This window comes from Ideonella margarita (genome assembly GCF_038066635.1).
In the GTDB taxonomy this organism is placed as follows: Bacteria; Pseudomonadota; Gammaproteobacteria; order Burkholderiales; family Burkholderiaceae_C; genus Ideonella; species Ideonella margarita.
In genome coordinates, this window is record NZ_JBBUTI010000002.1 from 15,252 (window position 1) to 32,353 (window position 17,102).

9 protein-coding genes and 1 other RNA gene are annotated in these 17,102 nt (G+C 66.8%); 2 read left to right on the top strand and 8 right to left on the bottom strand.

Features of this window, described 5'->3' with window-relative positions:
• Nucleotides 1-162: 162 nt before the first annotated feature.
• Nucleotides 163-2,940, bottom strand: coding sequence for a TonB-dependent receptor (locus AACH00_RS03045; RefSeq protein WP_341397486.1), 2,778 nt, complete (start codon nt 2,938-2,940; stop codon nt 163-165).
• 364 nt (nt 2,941-3,304) lie between these two features.
• On the opposite strand from AACH00_RS03045, the gene AACH00_RS03050 reads away from it, so the two are divergent.
• Nucleotides 3,305-5,950: an alpha-amylase family glycosyl hydrolase gene (locus tag AACH00_RS03050; RefSeq protein WP_341397487.1), complete on the top strand. Its 2,646-nt coding sequence runs from the start codon at nt 3,305-3,307 to the stop codon at nt 5,948-5,950.
• 1 nt (nt 5,951) lies between these two features.
• Here the strand turns inward: AACH00_RS03050 and AACH00_RS03055 are convergent, their stop codons facing one another.
• Together AACH00_RS03055 and glk are read right to left on the bottom strand one after the other, a co-directional pair.
• Nucleotides 5,952-7,289 (bottom strand): MATE family efflux transporter, encoded by a 1,338-nt coding sequence (locus AACH00_RS03055; protein ID WP_341397488.1) that lies wholly within the window; start codon nt 7,287-7,289, stop codon nt 5,952-5,954.
• A 66-nt stretch (nt 7,290-7,355) separates the two neighbouring features.
• Nucleotides 7,356-8,372 (bottom strand): glucokinase, encoded by a 1,017-nt coding sequence (gene glk, locus AACH00_RS03060; protein ID WP_341397489.1) that lies wholly within the window; start codon nt 8,370-8,372, stop codon nt 7,356-7,358.
• A 396-nt stretch (nt 8,373-8,768) separates the two neighbouring features.
• Here glk and AACH00_RS03065 point away from each other — a divergent pair, with 396 nt between their 5' ends.
• Complete coding sequence (locus AACH00_RS03065; protein WP_341397490.1) at nt 8,769-10,643, top strand: glucokinase; 1,875 nt, start codon at nt 8,769-8,771, stop codon at nt 10,641-10,643.
• A 76-nt stretch (nt 10,644-10,719) separates the two neighbouring features.
• Here the strand turns inward: AACH00_RS03065 and AACH00_RS03070 are convergent, their stop codons facing one another.
• From AACH00_RS03070 to rnpB, 5 genes are all read right to left on the bottom strand, one after another.
• Nucleotides 10,720-11,370 (bottom strand): PEP-CTERM sorting domain-containing protein, encoded by a 651-nt coding sequence (locus tag AACH00_RS03070; protein ID WP_341397491.1) that lies wholly within the window; start codon nt 11,368-11,370, stop codon nt 10,720-10,722.
• Between the two features lie 8 nt (nt 11,371-11,378).
• A complete protein-coding gene (locus AACH00_RS03075) occupies nt 11,379-14,228 on the bottom strand; it encodes an ExeM/NucH family extracellular endonuclease (RefSeq protein WP_341397492.1) in 2,850 nt (949 codons plus the stop codon).
• A gap of 109 nt (nt 14,229-14,337) precedes the next feature.
• Nucleotides 14,338-15,399: a carbonic anhydrase gene (locus AACH00_RS03080; RefSeq protein WP_341397493.1), complete on the bottom strand. Its 1,062-nt coding sequence runs from the start codon at nt 15,397-15,399 to the stop codon at nt 14,338-14,340.
• A gap of 120 nt (nt 15,400-15,519) precedes the next feature.
• Entirely contained in the window at nt 15,520-16,734 is a 1,215-nt protein-coding gene (locus AACH00_RS03085) for a multidrug effflux MFS transporter (protein ID WP_341397494.1), read from the bottom strand.
• A gap of 21 nt (nt 16,735-16,755) precedes the next feature.
• Nucleotides 16,756-17,087, bottom strand: an RNA gene (gene rnpB, locus AACH00_RS03090) — RNase P RNA component class A.
• Nucleotides 17,088-17,102 lie beyond the last annotated feature (15 nt).

Genomic DNA, 17,102 nt, shown 5'->3' on the forward strand with positions numbered 1-17,102 from the left:
TGCTTTCAACGCTGCTTGTTGCTGATGATTGTGCATGGCCCGATGGGGGCCGGGGCTCAGGGTAGAGCCGATGAAATTGCCATGAAGGCTCTCTTGAGATCCCATTAAAAAACCCCCTGCCCGGGCTGTCCCGGGAGGGGGTTTTCATTCACACCCGGGTGATCAGAACTTGTAGTTCACGCCAGCCAGGATGGTCTTGCCGTACTTGATTTCCTTGTTGATGGAAGTCGGCTTCTTGTAGGCACCGCGGTACTCGACGTATTTCGCGTCGGTCAGGTTGTTGACCTGCAGCAGCAGGCCCAGACCCTTGGCCGGACCGCTCTGGATTTCGTAACCCAGTTGCAGGTCGACCACGGTCTCGCCCTTGATGTAGGTCAGCTGACGCTGTGCGAAGTTGTCGGCAATTTCACCCACGAAGTCCGAACGCTCACGACCGGCCACACGAGCCGAGAAACCGTTCTTCTCGTAGTACACGGTCAGGCCGTACACGTCACGCGACAGACCCGGCAGCGGCATGGAAGCGCCACTGTTGTTGCCGGTGGTGTCAGGCAGCGAGATCGAGCTGGTGGTGCCCGAGTAGCTGGCCTGGATACCGAAGCCGTCCAGGAAACCGGCGACTTGCTTCAGCGGCAGCGAAGCCGACAGTTCCACGCCGTCGATCGAACCACCCTTGCCGTTGATCGGGCTGGTGAAGGTACCGATGGTGTCGGTGACCTTGCCAGCGGCGATCGCAGCAGCCAGGTAATCGGCCGAGACGAAGTTCTTGAAGTCGAAGGCGCGGTTCGTGTAGTTCACGACGTAGCTCGACAGGTCCTTGTGGAAGGCAGCCACACCGACGTAGGCGGCGTTGCCGAAGTACTTCTCGAAGGACACGTCGATGGCCGTGGCACGGAACGGCTTCAGATCAGGCGTACCACCGCTGCCGGTGAAGCGACCTGCATCCTGGCCGGAGCTGCCGATGCTGACGGCACGTGCCGAACGCATGTCGTTCATGGTCGGGCGAGCCATCTGCTTGCCCAGGCCCAGACGCATGGTGTAGCCGTTGCCCAGGTCACCGATCAGGTTCATGCTCGGGAGCACGTCGGTGTAGGTGGTGCCGGAGGTGTACGACACCGGCAGGCCAGCCAGCTTGTCATCACCGCTCAGGACGCGGTTGGTGGTGAAGGCGGTCGAGCTCTGGTCGGTACCCACCATCTGCACACCGATGTTGCCACGCAGCGGCAGCGAGCCAGCGGTGGTGTCGATGTCCAGCTTGGCGTAGGCGGTGGTCATCTTCTCCTTGACCTGCCACGACTTGTTCACGATGTCCGGGGTCGAACGGCCGCCCACTTCGAAGACGCTGCCCAGAGCGGCCAGCACGTCAAACGTGGCGATCTGCAGACCGGTGCCGCCAGCGATGCCAACGCCCGAGCCGGGCATTTCACCGTTCTGGTACAGGGCGCCGTTGGTGCCCTTCAGCCACAGGTAGCCTTCCAGGGTGTCCTTGGTCTTCTGACGGTCGCTCAGGTTCAGGCCGACGCTCAGGTCGCTGAAGATGCCGCCTTCAGGCAGGGCGTACTTGCCGTCCAGGCGAGCGGCCTTGATGTCGTCGCGGATCGTCGGCAGCTTGGAGTAGCCAGGCTGCTCGTCGCCGCAGCAGGACCAGCCCTGCACGTCGGTCAGCTTCACGATGCTGCGGTCAGCGTAGTTCAGGCTCGAGTCGAGCTTGAAGCTGCCTTGCGTGTACGTGATGTTGCCCACCAGCGGGGTGGTGCCCGGGCCGTTGGTGGCGGTGCCGGCGTACGACTCGAGGTTGAACGCGTCGCGCTTGGCCTTCGAGTAGCTCAGGTCAGCAATCAGCTGCAGCTTCTCGGTGGCTTGCCACTTCGTGTTCCAGCCGATCGACGAGGTCTTGTCCTTGTTGCCCAGCGCTTCGTTGCGCACCACGGCGCGCACGTTGTTGAACGTGCCGGTGGTGACGGTGCCGTTGTTCACGGTGGCGTTGATCAGGCTGCCCGGACGGTCGCGGAAGCTGTCGTTGGCCACCCACGAGTCGTTCAGACCCATTTCGATGCCGTAGCTCTTCTGGTTCTGGTCGAACTTGGAATAGAAGATGTCCACGGTGCTGGACAGGTCCTTGTTCGGCTTGAACTGGAACGACGCCATGGCGCCGTCACGCGTCTGCTTGGTCTGGCGGGTATAGCCCTTGAAACCGTTGATGACGTTGACGGTCTGGCCGTTGTAGGTGGTGGTGCCACCGCCCCAGTCGCCGTTGTCCTGAATGGCGCCGCCGGTTTCATCCAGGCGGGCAAAGCCCAGGGCCACGCCGATGGTGCGGTCAGCGAACTGGTCGATGTACGACAGGCTGAAACGCGAGCCGGTGCCGGTCACGTCGGTGCCGACGCCCAGACGCTGCTTGCGGGCGTTGATGGCCACGGTGCGGGCGCTGAAGTCCAGCGGGCGCACGGTGCGCAGGTCGATCGTGCCTGCCAGGCCTTGGCCGATCAGGCCGGCGTCAGGGGTCTTGTAGACCACGGCGCCGCTCAGCAGCTCGGACGGGTACTGGTCGAATTCGACGCCACGGCTGTCGCCGGTGCTGACCTGCTCACGGCCATTCAGCGTGGCGGTGGAGAAATCAGGCGACAGGCCACGGATGCTGATGGCGCTGGCGCGGCCACCGGCGGTGCGCTGTGCCGACACGCCGGGCAGGCGGGCGAGCGATTCAGCGATCGAGGTGTCCGGCAGCTTGCCGATGTCTTCCGCCGAGACCGCTTCAACGATCTGGTCGGAGTTCTTCTTCACCGAGATCGCGTCTTCGATGCCCTTGCGGATACCGGTCACGGTCACGGTCTGGGCTTCTTGAGCCATCACGTTGACGGAGGCCACGAGCAGCACCGCACAAGCGGCGCCCACCGGGCTCAGCGCGAACGCACCCTTTTGCTTCTTGATAGAAATATTCACCAGATGTCTCCTAGTGCACTGAGGAACAACCTATGCCCCGCTTGCGGCCACATCCGCGCACAGAGCCCCACTCTTTCAGTTCCCACGTCGAGTTTGTACCAAAACTAGCTTCTATCATTTCCTGCCGTAAACCCTAGGGAGGTCAGATTTGCAACAACTTTTCCCACACTCCCCATAGGTAAACGAGCCAGTTTCGCGTCAGGATCGCTAGACTTCAGTCGCAAAGCAGCAACACGTTTTGTAGTCCAACTACATATATTTGCCAGAGCGACAACATCCTTCCCCAGGCAGCCATGGCATCGGCATGGCGCGCACTGAGGTGATAGGGCGTTACCCTCGCCGGCGCGTACCGCACCCCGCCAACATGAGCCAACAGCCACTGAACAACCCCCGATGGACCGCCCTGGCACTGGGCGCGTTGCTGGCCATGGCTGCGCCTTCTGCCACGGCTGCGCCCGGCAAGGCAGGGCTCAAGCTGCACGTGCCCTCACCCGACTGGCGCGACCAGGTCATCTACTTCCTGATGACCGACCGCTTCGATGACGGCAACCCAGCGAACAACGACCAGGGCGCGGGCGAGTTCAAGCCGGGCAGCGGCGCGCACTGGCAAGGCGGCGATCTGGCCGGTGTGACGCGGCGCTTGAGCTACATCAAGGGCCTGGGCGCCACCGCCGTGTGGATCACCCCGCCGGTGGCCAACCAGTGGTGGAACGGCGGCATCCAGTTCAGCGGCTACCACGGCTACTGGGCAGAAAACTTCACCCAGGTCGACAAGCACTTGGGCAACCTGGCGGACTACCAGCGGCTCTCACATGAGCTGCACAGCGCCGGCATGTACCTGGTGCAGGACGTGGTTCTGAACCACACCGGCGACTACTTCCACTACGCCGGCCCGTGGCAGGCCAATGACCTGGCCAAACACTGGACGGCCACCCCCGACTCCCGCCCATCACCCCGCCCCACGCAGTGGCCGTTCAGCCAGAACGACCCGCGCGACCCCGCCCAGCGCCAAGCCAACGTCTACCACTGGACGCCCGACGTGGTGGATTACGGCAAGCGTGAGCAGGTACTGAACTGGCAAATGGCGGGGCTGGACGACCTGAACACGGACAACCCGGTGGTGAAGCGCGCCCTGCGCCAGAGCTACGCGCACTGGATCCGTGAGGTGGGCGTGGACGCCTTCCGCGTGGACACCGCGTTTTATGTGCCGCCATCGCTGTTCACTGATTTCCTGCATGCCCGCGACGCCAAGGCGCCGGGCATCAACCAGGTGGCCCGGCAAACCGGCCGGCGCGACTTCTTCGTGTTCGGTGAAGGCTTCGGCATTGACCGGCCGGGCGAGCGTGCCGAATCAGACCGCATCGAGCAGTACATGGGCCGCACGCGCATGGGCGGCATGCTGAACTTTCCGCTGTATGGCGCGATGATGGACGCCTTTGCACGCGGCCGGCCCACGGCAGAGCTGGGCCAGCGCATCATGCAGATGCAGCAGATTCACCCGCGCCTGCACTGGATGCCGAGCTTCATCGACAACCACGACGTCGACCGCTTTCTGGCCGGCGGCCAGGTGCGTGGCCTGGAGCAGGCGCTGCTGGCAATGATGACGCTGCCCGGCATTCCCACCTTGTATTACGGCACCGAGCAAGGCTTCGTGGACCAGCGTGCGTCGATGTTTGCGGCGGGCGTGGGCTCGGAGGGCAAGGACCACTTCAACACCCAGGCACCGCTGTACCGCCGGGTGGCTGAGCTGACGGGCCTGCGGCATGCGAACCGGCTGTTTTCACGCGGGCGGCCCGCCGTGCTGGCGGGGCATGCACTCGGCCCGGGCGCGCTGGCCTGGCGCACGGACCACGCAGGGCAAGCGGCGCTGGTGGTGGTCAACACGGCCGATCAGCCGATGCTGCTCGACCGTCTGCCTACCGGCTTGAAGCCAGGTGCGGTGCTGCGCGGCCTTTACGGCCTGGACGGCACACCCGACGCGTTGAAGGTGGGCACCGCGGGACAGGCGACGCTGGAGCTACCGGCACGGGCCGGGCTGGTGTGGCTGGCGGAACGAGGCGCAGCCGGCCGGCACATCAAGCCAACGACCAAGTTGCCAGCGGCAGTGTCGACCTCCAGCACCCCCACACTGAACGCCGTGCCACCCGTGCTGGCGCAAGAGCAGACCACGCTCAGCGGCCAGAGTGATCCGCGACTCGGGGCCATTCAGGTGGTGCTCGACGGCCAACTCGCCGGCGCCGTGAGTGCCATGCCTGACGCCCAAGGGCACTGGCAAGCCGTGCTGGATACCAGCAGCCTGGCCGACCCCGCCGCACAGCACCGCGTGGTGGTGTGGCGGCCCGCCGACCGGAAGACCTCTGCCCCGGCCGGCTTCCGCATTCAACGTGACTGGCAGGTGCGCGCCCGGGTGAGTGACCCAATCAGCGACGACCGCGGCCCGGCTGGCCGGTATGTGATGCCCACCGACCCGCTGTATGCGCAGGGCGCCATGGACATCCGCGAAGTGACCGCCTCGGTGGCGGGCAAGGCGCTGCAGGTGCAGGTGGAGCTGGGCGCGCACAGCACCTTGTGGAACCCGCCGAACGGGTTCGATCACCTGGCCCTGACGCTGTTCATCGAACTGCCCGGCGAGCCCGGCGGCGCCCGCGTGATGCCGCTGCAGAACGCCACGCTGCCGGGCGACATGCGCTGGCACCGGCGCCTGCGCGTGCATGGCTGGAGCAATGCGCTGTTCGGCCCGGAAGGCGCCAGTGCGCAGAACGAAGGCCGGTCCATCACGCCGTCCGCCGGCTTGAGCGTGGACGCCGCGCGCAAGCGCATCACGTTCACGCTGCCGGCATCCGCACTGGGCGCAGCCACGCTGTCGGGTGCGCGGCTGTATGTGAACAGCTGGGACTGGGACGGCGGTTATCGGCCGGTGCTGGCCACGCCCGGTGGGCAGAACCTCGGTGGCGGTGCGCCAGGCGATGCACTGATCGCCGACGACACCGCCATCATCACCCTGCCCTGATTCAGGCCGCCCGGGCGGCGCGCAAATGACGCCGCGTGGCGCGGGCGAAGGGCACCCAGCGCAGGGTGGTCCAGCGGCGCCACATCAGCAGGCCGCGCAGCCATTCATCGGCCGCGTAGGCAGCCCACAAACCGGCCAGCCCCCAGCCCAGATGCAGGCCGAACCACCAGCTGCCACCGGCCAGCACCAGCACCATCGACGCAGCGCCCGCCATCACCGGAAAGCGTGCGTCGCCGGTGGCGCGCAGCGCATTGATGACCACGAGGTTGAAGGTGCGGCCAGATTCAACCAGCACCGTGATCCACAGCAGCAAAGCGCCGGTGGCGATGATGCCGGCGTCTTTCGTGAACAGGCCCACCAGCGTCGGGCCGGCCAGGGCCACCAGCAGGGCCAGCCCGGTGGACACACCCAGGCAGGCAAACAAGGCCTTGCGCACCAGCCGGTTGGCTTCGTGCAGGTGGCCGGCGCCGATCAGGTGGCCGACCACGATTTCCACCGCCACGCCGGACGCGGCACCGAACAGCAGCACGCCGTGCATGATCTGCGTGACGTAGGCATGGGTGGCCAAAGCCGCCGCGCCGAGTGAGGCAGCCACCGACACACTGACCATGTAGCAAAGCCGCCAGGCGATGTTCTCGGCCGCACCGGGCAGGCCGATGTGCAGCAGCGCCACCATCTCGGTGCGCGGCAGGCGCCACCAATCTGACCAGCGTGGCACCAGGCCCAGGCGCCAGCGCCACAGCCACAGATGCAGCGCGCAGCCCAGCACGCGGCTGCCACCCAGCGCCAGCGGAAAGCCCAGCAGGCCCAGGCCCGGCCAGTCGCCCACGCCGCCCATCAGCGGCACCATCAAGGCCAGGTGCGACAGGTGCATGGCAACGATGACCATCAGCGTGTCGCGTGCATGCAGGTGCGAGCGCATCACGCTGGCCATCGAGGCATTCCACGCGTCCAGCATCTGCACCGGGCCCAGCCACATCAGCAGCGGAATCGCCAGCGGCAGCACTTCGGGCGGCGTGTTCAGCAGGCGCAGCAGCGGCCCGGCGAAGAGCATGGCGCCCAGCCCGGCGATGCCGCCAATCCAGGTGCTCGCGCCCAGGGTGGCACGCGCCACGGCGTCGGCTTGGTCACGGCGGCCGCCGCCCAGGCGCTGGGTCAGCACCACGCTGGCACCGGCACCAATGATGCGGAACAGCACGAAGAGCGTGGCGCCCAGCTGGCTGGCCAGCGCAAAGGCAGCGCCGCTGGTGTCGGAGACCCGCGCGGCCATGCCGGTGCCGATCATGCCGACACCAATGCCCAGCCAGAGTTCAAGGTAGAGCGGCCAGACCAGCGGCAAGAGCCGAGGCCGGGCCGCGGGCGCCGCCGACGCTGCCGGCACCGCGGAGGCCGAAGCACCCATCGGTCAGGCGTCGCGCTGTTCGATGGCCAGGGCCGCGCCCGTCAGGGCCGCCAGGGTGTCGGTGATCAGGGCCGTCGGGATGGCCGCCAGATAGGGCTCGAAACGGCCCTTGGCCTCGAACCGCGCACGGAACTGCGAGGTGAAGAAGCGCTCGCCCAGCCGCGGCACGATGCCGCCGCCGATGTACACACCGCCACGCGCACCCAAGGTCAGCGCCACACTGCCGGCAAAGCTGCCGAGCAAGGCGCAGAACTGGTCCACCGTGCGGCTGCAGGCGGCGTCGGTGCCGGCCAGGCCGGCCTGCACGATGGCTTCGGTGGTGAGCTCAGCGGGCGCCACACCCAGCACGCCGGCCACACCGCGGTACAGCGTGGGCATGCCGATGCCCGACAGCAGGCGCTCGGCCGAGACATGCGGGAATTCGCCGCGCACATGGCGCAGCAATTCGCTTTCGAAATCATCAGCCGGTGCCAGCGTGGCATGACCACCCTCACCCGGCAGAGCCAGCCAGCCGTGGCGGGTCTGCGTGACGCCCGCCACACCCAGGCCAGTGCCCGGGCCGATCACGGCCAGTGTGCCGGCCGCTTGCGGCAGGGCGCCGTGGGCGCGCAGCTGGCCCGCACCCAGGCGCGGCAGCGACAGGGCCAGGGCTTCGAAGTCGTTCAGCACCTGCAGGCTTTCCAGCCCGAGTTGCGCCTGCAGGCCGGTGCGCGAGAAACGCCAGTGGCTGTTCGTGAACGCCACTTCGTCACCCGCCACGGCGGTGGCCACGGCAATGGCCGCGCGACGCGGCGCGCGCCAGGCCGCGCCCTGCTCGGCGGCCAGCGTGGCCAGGTAGGCCTGGATGGCGTCAGCCGGCGTGGCATAGGCGGCCACGGGCAGCGTGCGCACGCACGACACGGCAGCGCCCTCGGCGCCCACCCAGGCCATGCGGGCATTGGTGCCGCCAATGTCGGCGACCAGCCACGGGCCGTCGTTCCAGGATTCCGGTTGCGCGCCGGGCGCCGCTGCTTGCTGCATCAAAACATTCGTCTCGTTCACACCCATGATCATTCAACCCAGGTGCAATGTTGGAAATTTTTTATCAAAACTACAAAACCAGAACCGGTTCCCGATCAGCATTTGCGGAATGCAGGACGGCAGAAATCGCCTGCGCAGCGCGCAATTTGCCTCTCAAAACCCGGAAATTGCAGCTATGGGTCATATTAGCCGACACCCGGTTTCAGGCTGGGTACAAATTGGGTACACCGCGCGTCAATGTAGTGAAGTTACGCGCCAACGTCATCGTTGACAACCCGTAGCCTGACCACCACCGACCGCCTCTCCAGCCCCCGCCGCCTGAGTGACAATTGCACAGGCGCCCAACTTGCAAGAGTCGGGCCATGTTCATCGACTGTTCTGCCCGAGCCGCTCCGGATGACCCCCTTCGATCACCCTCGCCTGATCGCCGACATCGGCGGCACCTATGCCCGTTTCGCACTGGAAACCGGGCCGGGGCATTTTGAACACGCGGCCTCCCTGCGCTGCGCCGAGCACGCTGATTTCCACGCGGCCATCACCGCTTATCTGGCCGGCCTGCCCGCCTCCCCCTGGATCCAGCACGCGGCCATCGCGATTGCCTATCCGGTGGAAGGCGACCAGGTGCGGATGACGAACTACCACTGGCAGTTCTCGATCGAGCAGATGCGCGAGCGCCTGGGCTTCGACACCCTGGTGGTGGTGAACGACTTCACCGCACTCGCCATGGCCCTGCCCAAGCTGCGGCAAGACCAGCGCCGCCAGGTGGGCGGCGGCACCCCGCGTGAACCCAGCGTGGTGGGCCTGCTGGGCGCCGGCAGCGGCCTGGGTGTGTCGGGTCTGATTCCGGCGGCTGATGGCTGGATCGCCCTGGGCACGGAAGGTGGCCACGCCAGCTTCGCACCGCATGACGAGCGCGAGGTCGCCATCCTGCGCCACGCCTGGAAGCAGTTCCCGCACGTGTCGTTCGAGCGTTTGCTGTCGGGCTCGGGCATCGAGCTGATGTACCGCGCACTGGCTGACCATGCCGGCCGCCCGGCTGAGCGCCTGGCCGCACCGGAAATCACCCAGCGCGCACTGGCCGGCACCGACCCGCTGTGCAAGGAAACGCTGGACGTGTTCTGCGGCCTGCTGGGCACCGCCGCCGGCAACCTGGCGGTGACGCTGGGCGCATTTGGTGGCCTGTACATCGGCGGCGGCATCGTGCCGCGCCTGGGCGAGTATTTCGACCGCTCACCGTTCCGCGCCCGCTTTGAAGACAAGGGCCGTTTCAGCGGCTACGTCAGCGCCATTCCCACCTACGTGATCACTGCGCCTGACGCCACGTTTGTCGGCGCCTCAGGCATTCTGGAAGCGCAGCTGCGCACGCTGGACACCTCGCCGGCCAGCGCCATCCTGGAGCAGATCCGCCGGGTGCAGGACCAGCTCTCGCCGGCCGAGCGCCGCGTGGCCGCCCATGTGCTGGCCCACCCGCGCGCGGCATTGAACGACCCGATCGCCGAGATCGCCCGCCAGGCCGAAGTGAGCCAGCCAACGGTGATCCGTTTCTGCCGCACGCTGGGCTGCGAAGGCCTGTCTGACTTCAAGCTGAGGCTGGCCTCCGGCCTGACCGGCACCATCCCGGTCAGCCACACGCAGGTGACCGACGACGACTCGATGGTGGAGCTGGGCGCCAAGGTGCTGGGCAACACCGCCTCGGCGATCCTGCAGGTGCGTGACCAGCTCAACCGCGACAGCATCGACCGCGCCATCAACCTGCTCGACAGCGCCAGCCGCATCGAGTTCCACGCCACCGGCCATTACGGCCCCGTGGCGCAAGACGCGCAGTTCAAGTTCCTGCGCTTCGGCATCTCGTGCACCGCCTGCACCGACCCGCGCCTGCAGGTGCTCTCGGCCGCGGTGCTGGGGGCGCGTGACGTGGTGGTGGTCATCAGCAATTCCGGCAAGGTGCCTGAGCTGCTGGAAGTGGTGGAGCGGGCGCATGAGCGCGGCGCCAAGGTGGTGGCCATCACGGCCAGCCAGTCGCCGCTGGCCCGCAAGGCGGATGCCGTGCTGATCGTCGACCACGAGGAAGACGTGTCGACCCACGTGCCCATGGTCAGCCGCATCCTGCACCTGCTGGTGATCGACATCCTGGCCGTGGGTGTGGCGATGCGCCGCAGTGGTGATGGCGAACGTGCCGCGCCCATCCTCTCAGCCGGCAGCAAGCGCCGCGCCACGCCGGGTGTGGCCACGGCCGTGCCGCTGGCCACGCTCACCTCGCACAGCCGCTGAAAAAGCAGAAAGGCCGGGTGGGTACCCGGCCTTGGATGTGCTCATGCCGCGTCAGTGATGAAGCGGCATGACAACCTCAAGCGCGACGGTTGCGACGACCGCGCCAGCCCAGCGCGCCCAGGCCAGCCAGCATCAGCGCGATCGACGAAGGTTCCGGCACCGGCGAGATCTGCACGCTGGACAAGCCCACGCGCGAATCAGCGGTGAAGTCACCCAGGTCAACCACACCGAAGCTGACCTGGTGCTTGCCCGCACCCAGTGCCAGGTTGAAGCTCTGCCAGCCGGTGTTGCCATCGGCCACCGAAGCCAGACGGTGCAGATTGCCGTCCACCACCACGAAGGCGTAGTCGTGGAAGGCGGCATCGGCACCGGCAGTTTCCTGGGTACCGAACTGCCACTTGAAACGCAGCTGGCCTGCCGCCTGGGTGTTGAAGCTCTGCGTCAGCAGCGAGCCCTCATAGGCCTCGCCCGCCGCCGTGTCGAGCGCCAGCGCGCCCGACAGGCCCGCGGCCGAAGCCAGGGTGCCGGCATCCACCGCGAGCGGATCCACCGTGTCCAGCCAGAGCTGGTTGCCGTTGAGGTTGGCACTGCCCAGCACCGACCAGCCGTTCAGGCCGTCGCTGAAGTTGCCGTTCACCACGTCGGCTTGCGCCTGGCCACACAGGCCGGCCGCCGCCATCAACAGCACCAGGCTGCGCTTGATCATGTTGTTTGTCGTTTTGGTCATGGGGAATCTCACTTCTTCTTGCGTTCGGCAAAGACGGTGGCGCGTTGCACCAGGTCGCGGCTCACCACCAGCTGGCTGGCGCTCACGCCGCGCAGGGTGACCAGGGTGCGGAAGGCCGCGGTGCCGGTCGGGCCGTCGGTGTCGATCTGCACGGCGCAGCCAATGGCCACGTCCTGCAGGCGCACCAGGCCATCAGTCACCGCGTCGGTGCCCGTCCAGCCGAGGCTGGCCAGCAGGTTGCGCAGGTCGATCAGGTCTTTGCCCGGCGCGAAGTCGGTGATGGTGTCGCCGGCATCGCGGATGCTGTTGTAGACGTAGGTGTTGACGCCTGCGCCACCAGTCAGCGTGTCAGCACCTTCACCGCCGATGATGGTGTCGTCACCCGCCGAGCCGGTGAGCGTGTCGCGGCCCGACGTGCCTTGAATCACCTTGCTGAGTTGCAGGCCGAGCACCACCGGGTCGTGGTCCGACGAGCGGTACGGCGTGGCGGTGTAGTAGTCAGGGCCGCAGGTGGCACAGGCGGGCTGCTTGAACTCGGTGTTGTAGTCGATGATGGCGGGCTCATCGGCGTTGATGTGCCACTCCACGGCCCGGGTCACCTTGGCGCTCATGCTGGCGGTGGTCAGAGCGTGGTCGAGGCGGCCGGCGGCGCCGTCAAACACGTACGAGTAGCCGAAGCTGTTGTAGCGGCCGATCTGGTCAACGAAGCCGGTGCTGGTGAGCGCGTTGATCGGGTCTTCCTGCGCATAGGCATTGAAGTCACCCACCATCAGCGCGTCAGGCGCACCGGCGGTGGCGGTGGGCAGCCAGGTGGCCAGGCGCTGGGCCTGAGCCACGCGCTGGGCGTTCCAGCAACCCTGGCCGTCACCGGCGTCGGTGTTGCCTGCAGCGTCCGGGTCACCCGCCGCCGGGCAGCTGCCCTTCGACTTCAGGTGGTTGACCACCAGGGTGAACTTCTCGCCGTTCGCGGCTGCGAAGGTCTGGGCCAGCGGCGGACGGTTGTTGATCGCCGCGGTGTCGCTCTGCGAGGCACCGACGCGCGTCAGCTTGCCCGGCTTGTAGATCATCGCCACCTTGATGGCGTCGGTGCCCGTGCCGGCGGCCGGATCAGGCACGGCCGCATAGGTGCCGGCACCTACGCGGGCGTTCAGGCCATCCACCAGGTTCTGCACTGCCGTGCTGCCGTTGTTCTGGATCTCCATCAGGCCCAGTGCATCGGCGTCGATGGCGGCCATCGCTTCGATGATCTTGCTGCGCTGGCGGTTGAACTCCGCCAGGTTGCTGGCGCCGCGGCAGTTGCTGGCCGCGTTGCTGTTGCCCAGCGTGCAGCCCTGGCCGGTCTGGCCACTGGCGGTGTTGCCGTTGGTGAAGGTGGTGAAGTAGTTCAGCACGTTGAAGCTGCCGAGCTTGAGGTTGCCGCCCACCTTCGGCGGCACCACGGTGCGCGCATTGGCGCGGCTGAACGTGCCCACTTGCACCGGCTGGATCTTCCAGTCACCCGGCTCGGTGTTGGTGCTGCTGGCCAGGCCGAAGTCGACCACGCCCGTCACGCTCGACAGCGTGTCGCCGGCACGCACGGTGTTGTCACCGGCCAGCCACGGCGTGGGGTTCGGGTTCTGCAACGAGGTGGCGTCGTCCAGCATCACACGGCTGCGGGCGTTCAGGGCTGCCAGCGCCAGGGCCTGGCTGCTGCCCGGGCGGTGCTTGTTGGTCGGGGTTTCCAGACGACCGGCCGACAGCGTCAGCTGGCCGAATCGACCCAGGAAATAGTTCTGCGACACGGTCAGCGGGCCGGCGATGTTGACGAGCATGCCTTCAACGCGCTCGAAGTCATCGCGCGAGGCGAGCGGCAGCGTCAGGTTCACCGGGGTGATGCTGTAGCCGGTGCCCAGCACCTGCAGCTGGCTGATGGTGGTGAGCTGGGTCACGGTGTTGGCCACCGTGTCGGCGTTGCCTGCAGCACCGGTGTTGAACTCGGCCACGGTGCCCACCAGCGAGACCAGCTGGCCGGCGGCCACGGTCGGCTTCGTGCTCGTGAAGACCAGGATGCCGTCAGACGTGGCGGGATTGCCGTCGCCCACCAGGTCTTGCATGTAGAAGCTGTTGTTGGTGACCAAGGTGACAACGCCTTGCGTGCGCACCGCGCGGCCGACATGGGCGCTGGTGCGGCCCGTGCCCTGGATCTGCGGAATGCTCAGCGAGACGGTGGTGTCGCTGCCGCCACCACTGCCACCACCGCTGCCGGCGCAGGCGGTGTAGCTGGTGGCCGAGTTGCGCGGAATGGCGTCAACGGCCATGAAGTCGGCCTTGTTGTCGTTGGTGTCGGTGCAGCCGGCGGCGGCGCGCACATCGGCCAGCGTGGCCGACGGCGCAGGGGCCGGGCCAGTGCTGCCCTCAAAGGCGCCGGCGGTGGTGCCGTAGCCGACCAGGTCTTCCAGCGTGGCGCCGGTCGGGTTGGTGCCGGTCAGGGCCGTGGTGCTGGTAACCAGCGCCACCTTGCCCGCCGTGGCGCTCATGGTGAAGGTGCCGGTGGCGTCAGCCGTGGGCAGGTTGGTGGTGCCGCCGCTGCCTGTGGATTGCTGCACCAGGTAGTACTGGCCTGGCTGCAGGGTGACGTTGGTCAGCGCCGTGACACCCCAGCTGCTGCCGGTGGCCGACGCGTACTGCACGGACCACCCATTGAGCGACACCGGTGCCGAGCCCGCATTGCGCAGCTCGATGAAATCGCTCTTGTAGACGGAGCCGGTGTTGCCGCCGCCGCCATACACCTGGCTGATGACCACGCCACTGGTGGATGCAAATGCCAGGGGGGCACAAAACGCCAGCAGCAATGCCGCCGACAAGGGTGTCTGTCTCATGGATGAACCTGCGTGTGAGTGAATCTTCCCGGGCTCGTGGCCCGGTGGATCGCGCAGGATCGCCGCTGCTGATGACGCGGCAGTGTCAGTCAGATGACACGAAATGAGATCAGTTCGAGTCCTTGATCAGGCGGCCGGAATTTGGCTGGATCGGGCGGGCGTTCATCGGATAGAGCCGCGCGAAGATGCCGATCTGGTCGAGCGACAACTGCACCGGCTGCTTCATCACCAGCCACAGCACACCCTCGCTGCAAGGCGGCGTGGTGAGCGAGCCCATGTAGGTGTAGTAGCGCTTGTCCTCGGGCAGCAACTGGTTGAGGTCGATCGCCACCGGCGATGCCAGCTCTTCGCCCTTTTCCAGCGGCAGGGAATTCCACACCGCCTGGATCACGCCTTGCGCACTGCCGCGTTCCAGCAGCACCGCCACCACGGCCAGGCGGCCTTCGGGGTCCTTGTGCACCAGGTGGGCGACCATGTCGAACTGCTTGCCATTCACACGCTCTTCAGACGGGCGGTGGAAGTGGAACTGCAGCAGGTCATAACGACGGCCATTCACCGTGATCGCATTGCCGGCAGGCAGGTTGACCTGCACCGTGTGGCCGTTGTCGATGACGCTGAAACCGCTGGTGTGATAGTCGAACTGGATGGCCGGCAGCTGCACCTGGATGCCACCGCGGATGTCGATCGGGCTCTGACGCTGGCCGATGGCGCAGGTCTTGAACTCGGGCTTCATCTTGCCCCAGCTCTCGGGGCCGGTCTCACCGCCGTAGGCCCAGTGGGCAGCGTGGTCGTGGCCGGGCTCAGGCACGGCGGCGGGCTTGGCAGCAGCAGCCGCCTTGGGGGCACCGCCGTGACCCGAACCACCGCCACTTCCGCCACCACCACCACCGCCTTCGGCCTTGTTGGGCACGCGCATCACGGCGCCGCTCTTGTTCTCAGGCGATTTGGTGGCGCCGAGCCGTTCAGCCAGCTTCTGGCGCAGCACTTCCATCGAGTCACCACTGGCGGCAGGTGCGGCAGGGGCTTCCTTGGGTGCTGCCTTCTCGGCCGGCTTGCGCTCCGGTGCGCCATGGCCGTCACCGCTGGCATGCGCAGGCTGCACCGCCAGGGGCAGCGCCAGGCTCAAGGCGGCCAGCACGGGCCAGAGGGCAAACGGGGACGAGCGGGTCATGAGGGCTCCACAGCGATGTCTTGGGGGTTCGCCATGGATATCGGCCGCCCGCTGCGGCGCTTGAGAGTTGCCCGCTGGTGGCCCGCTGCCGGATCAGGCCAGATCAGCCTGGATCACGACTCAGGAACTGGTGACCATCTGCGGCTTGACCCAGCGCCAGGACAGCAAGCCGATGCTCAGCATGCACAGCGACGCCAGTGCCAGCGCCACGGTGGAGTGCATCACCAGCGGCGCAATGACGCCCGCCACGAAGGCATTGGCCACACTGCCGATGCAGGCCTGCAATGACGAGGCCATGCCCCGCCGGTCGGGGGCCTCATCCAGCACCATCAGCGTCACCACCGGCACCATCAAGGCCCAGCCGAAGGCGAAGAAGGCGATCAGCGGCAAGGCCCAGAACGGGTTGGGCGGCAGCAGCAGGTTCAGCGCCACGTTCAGCAGCGCCACCGTCACCATCACCCGGAAGCCGCGACGGATCTGTCGCTGCGGTGGCAGCTGGCCCGCCAGCCGGCCCGACCACCACGCACCGCCCATGATGCCGCCGATGGTGAGCATGAAGAACCAGAAGAACTGCGTGGGGCCCAGGTGCATGTGCTCACCCAGAAACACCGGCGCCGACAGCACGTAGAGAAACACCCCGTTGAACGGAATGCCCGATGCAAATGCCAGCGCCAGAAAGCGCGGGCTCGAGGTCATCTGCCAGTAGCCGGCCAGCAGGTGGCGGGCGTTGAAGGGCTGCACCTGCGAGGGGTGCAAGGACTCAGGCAGCATGCGCCACATCGTCAGCCACAGCACGGTGCCGACGGTGGCCAGGAACCAGAAGATCGAGTGCCAGTCGGCATGCACGAACAGGAAGCCGCCGATCATCGGCGCGATGGCCGGGGCCACGCCGAAATAGATCGTGACCTGCGACATCACCTTCTGCGCCTGCTCGGGCGGGAACATGTCGCGGATGATGGCGCGTGACACCACCACGCCAGCCCCGGCCGACATGCCCTGCACGGCGCGGAAGAACACCAGCGCGCCGATTGACTGGCTGAGGGCGCAGCCCACCGAGGCCAGCGTGAACAGCGCCACACCAGCCAGCACCACCGGCTTGCGGCCGAAGCTGTCGGCCAGTGCGCCGTGGAACAGGTTCATCACGGCAAAGCCGAGCAGGTAGGCCGACAGGGTCTGCTGCATCTCCACCGGCGTGGCTTGCAGCGCCTGGGCAATGCCCGAAAACGCCGGCAGGTAGGTGTCGATCGAGAACGGACCCAGCATGCCGAGGCAGGCCAGCAAGGCCGCCAACAGCCAGCGGGGGCCTCGCCAGATGGTCGATGCGTCGGGGTTCATGCGTGTGGGGAAAAGTGAAAAGTGTGAAGTCAGCCGATAGGCCGGATTCTGTGCGACCCGGGCAACTTGCGCTGCCAGGGCCGTGACCGCCATTCCTCTGGGCTGGGATGTTGCCACCCCTGCTCGATGCCACCTACCCGCCAGCTCAGCGAGCCGCTTCAATGCTGGCCTATTTGGTGTTGCTGCGCGTAAAGATTGCCGCGTTTCACTCCGGACTTAACCGGCTCGTCTCTGTGGCTCTGATTCGCACCTCGCGGTGGACGGGCATTACCCGCTACGCTGCTCTATGCAGTCCGGACCTTCCTCCAGTGCCACCTTTCGATGCTTGCACCAGCGGCGGTCTGGCCGACTTCACAGGTGCATTGTCC

Excerpts from the sequence above, each read along its gene's own strand:
- AACH00_RS03085 (WP_341397494.1), bottom strand. The coding sequence starts at position 16,734 with ATGAACCCCGACGCATCGACCATCTGGCGAGGCCCCCGCTGGCTGTTG.
- glk (WP_341397489.1), bottom strand. The coding sequence starts at position 8,372 with ATGCAGCAAGCAGCGGCGCCCGGCGCGCAACCGGAATCCTGGAACGAC.
- AACH00_RS03080 (WP_341397493.1), bottom strand. The coding sequence starts at position 15,399 with ATGACCCGCTCGTCCCCGTTTGCCCTCTGGCCCGTGCTGGCCGCCTTG.
- AACH00_RS03050 (WP_341397487.1), top strand. The coding sequence starts at position 3,305 with ATGAGCCAACAGCCACTGAACAACCCCCGATGGACCGCCCTGGCACTG.
- AACH00_RS03075 (WP_341397492.1), bottom strand. The coding sequence starts at position 14,228 with ATGAGACAGACACCCTTGTCGGCGGCATTGCTGCTGGCGTTTTGTGCC.
- AACH00_RS03070 (WP_341397491.1), bottom strand. The coding sequence starts at position 11,370 with ATGACCAAAACGACAAACAACATGATCAAGCGCAGCCTGGTGCTGTTG.
- AACH00_RS03065 (WP_341397490.1), top strand. The coding sequence starts at position 8,769 with ATGACCCCCTTCGATCACCCTCGCCTGATCGCCGACATCGGCGGCACC.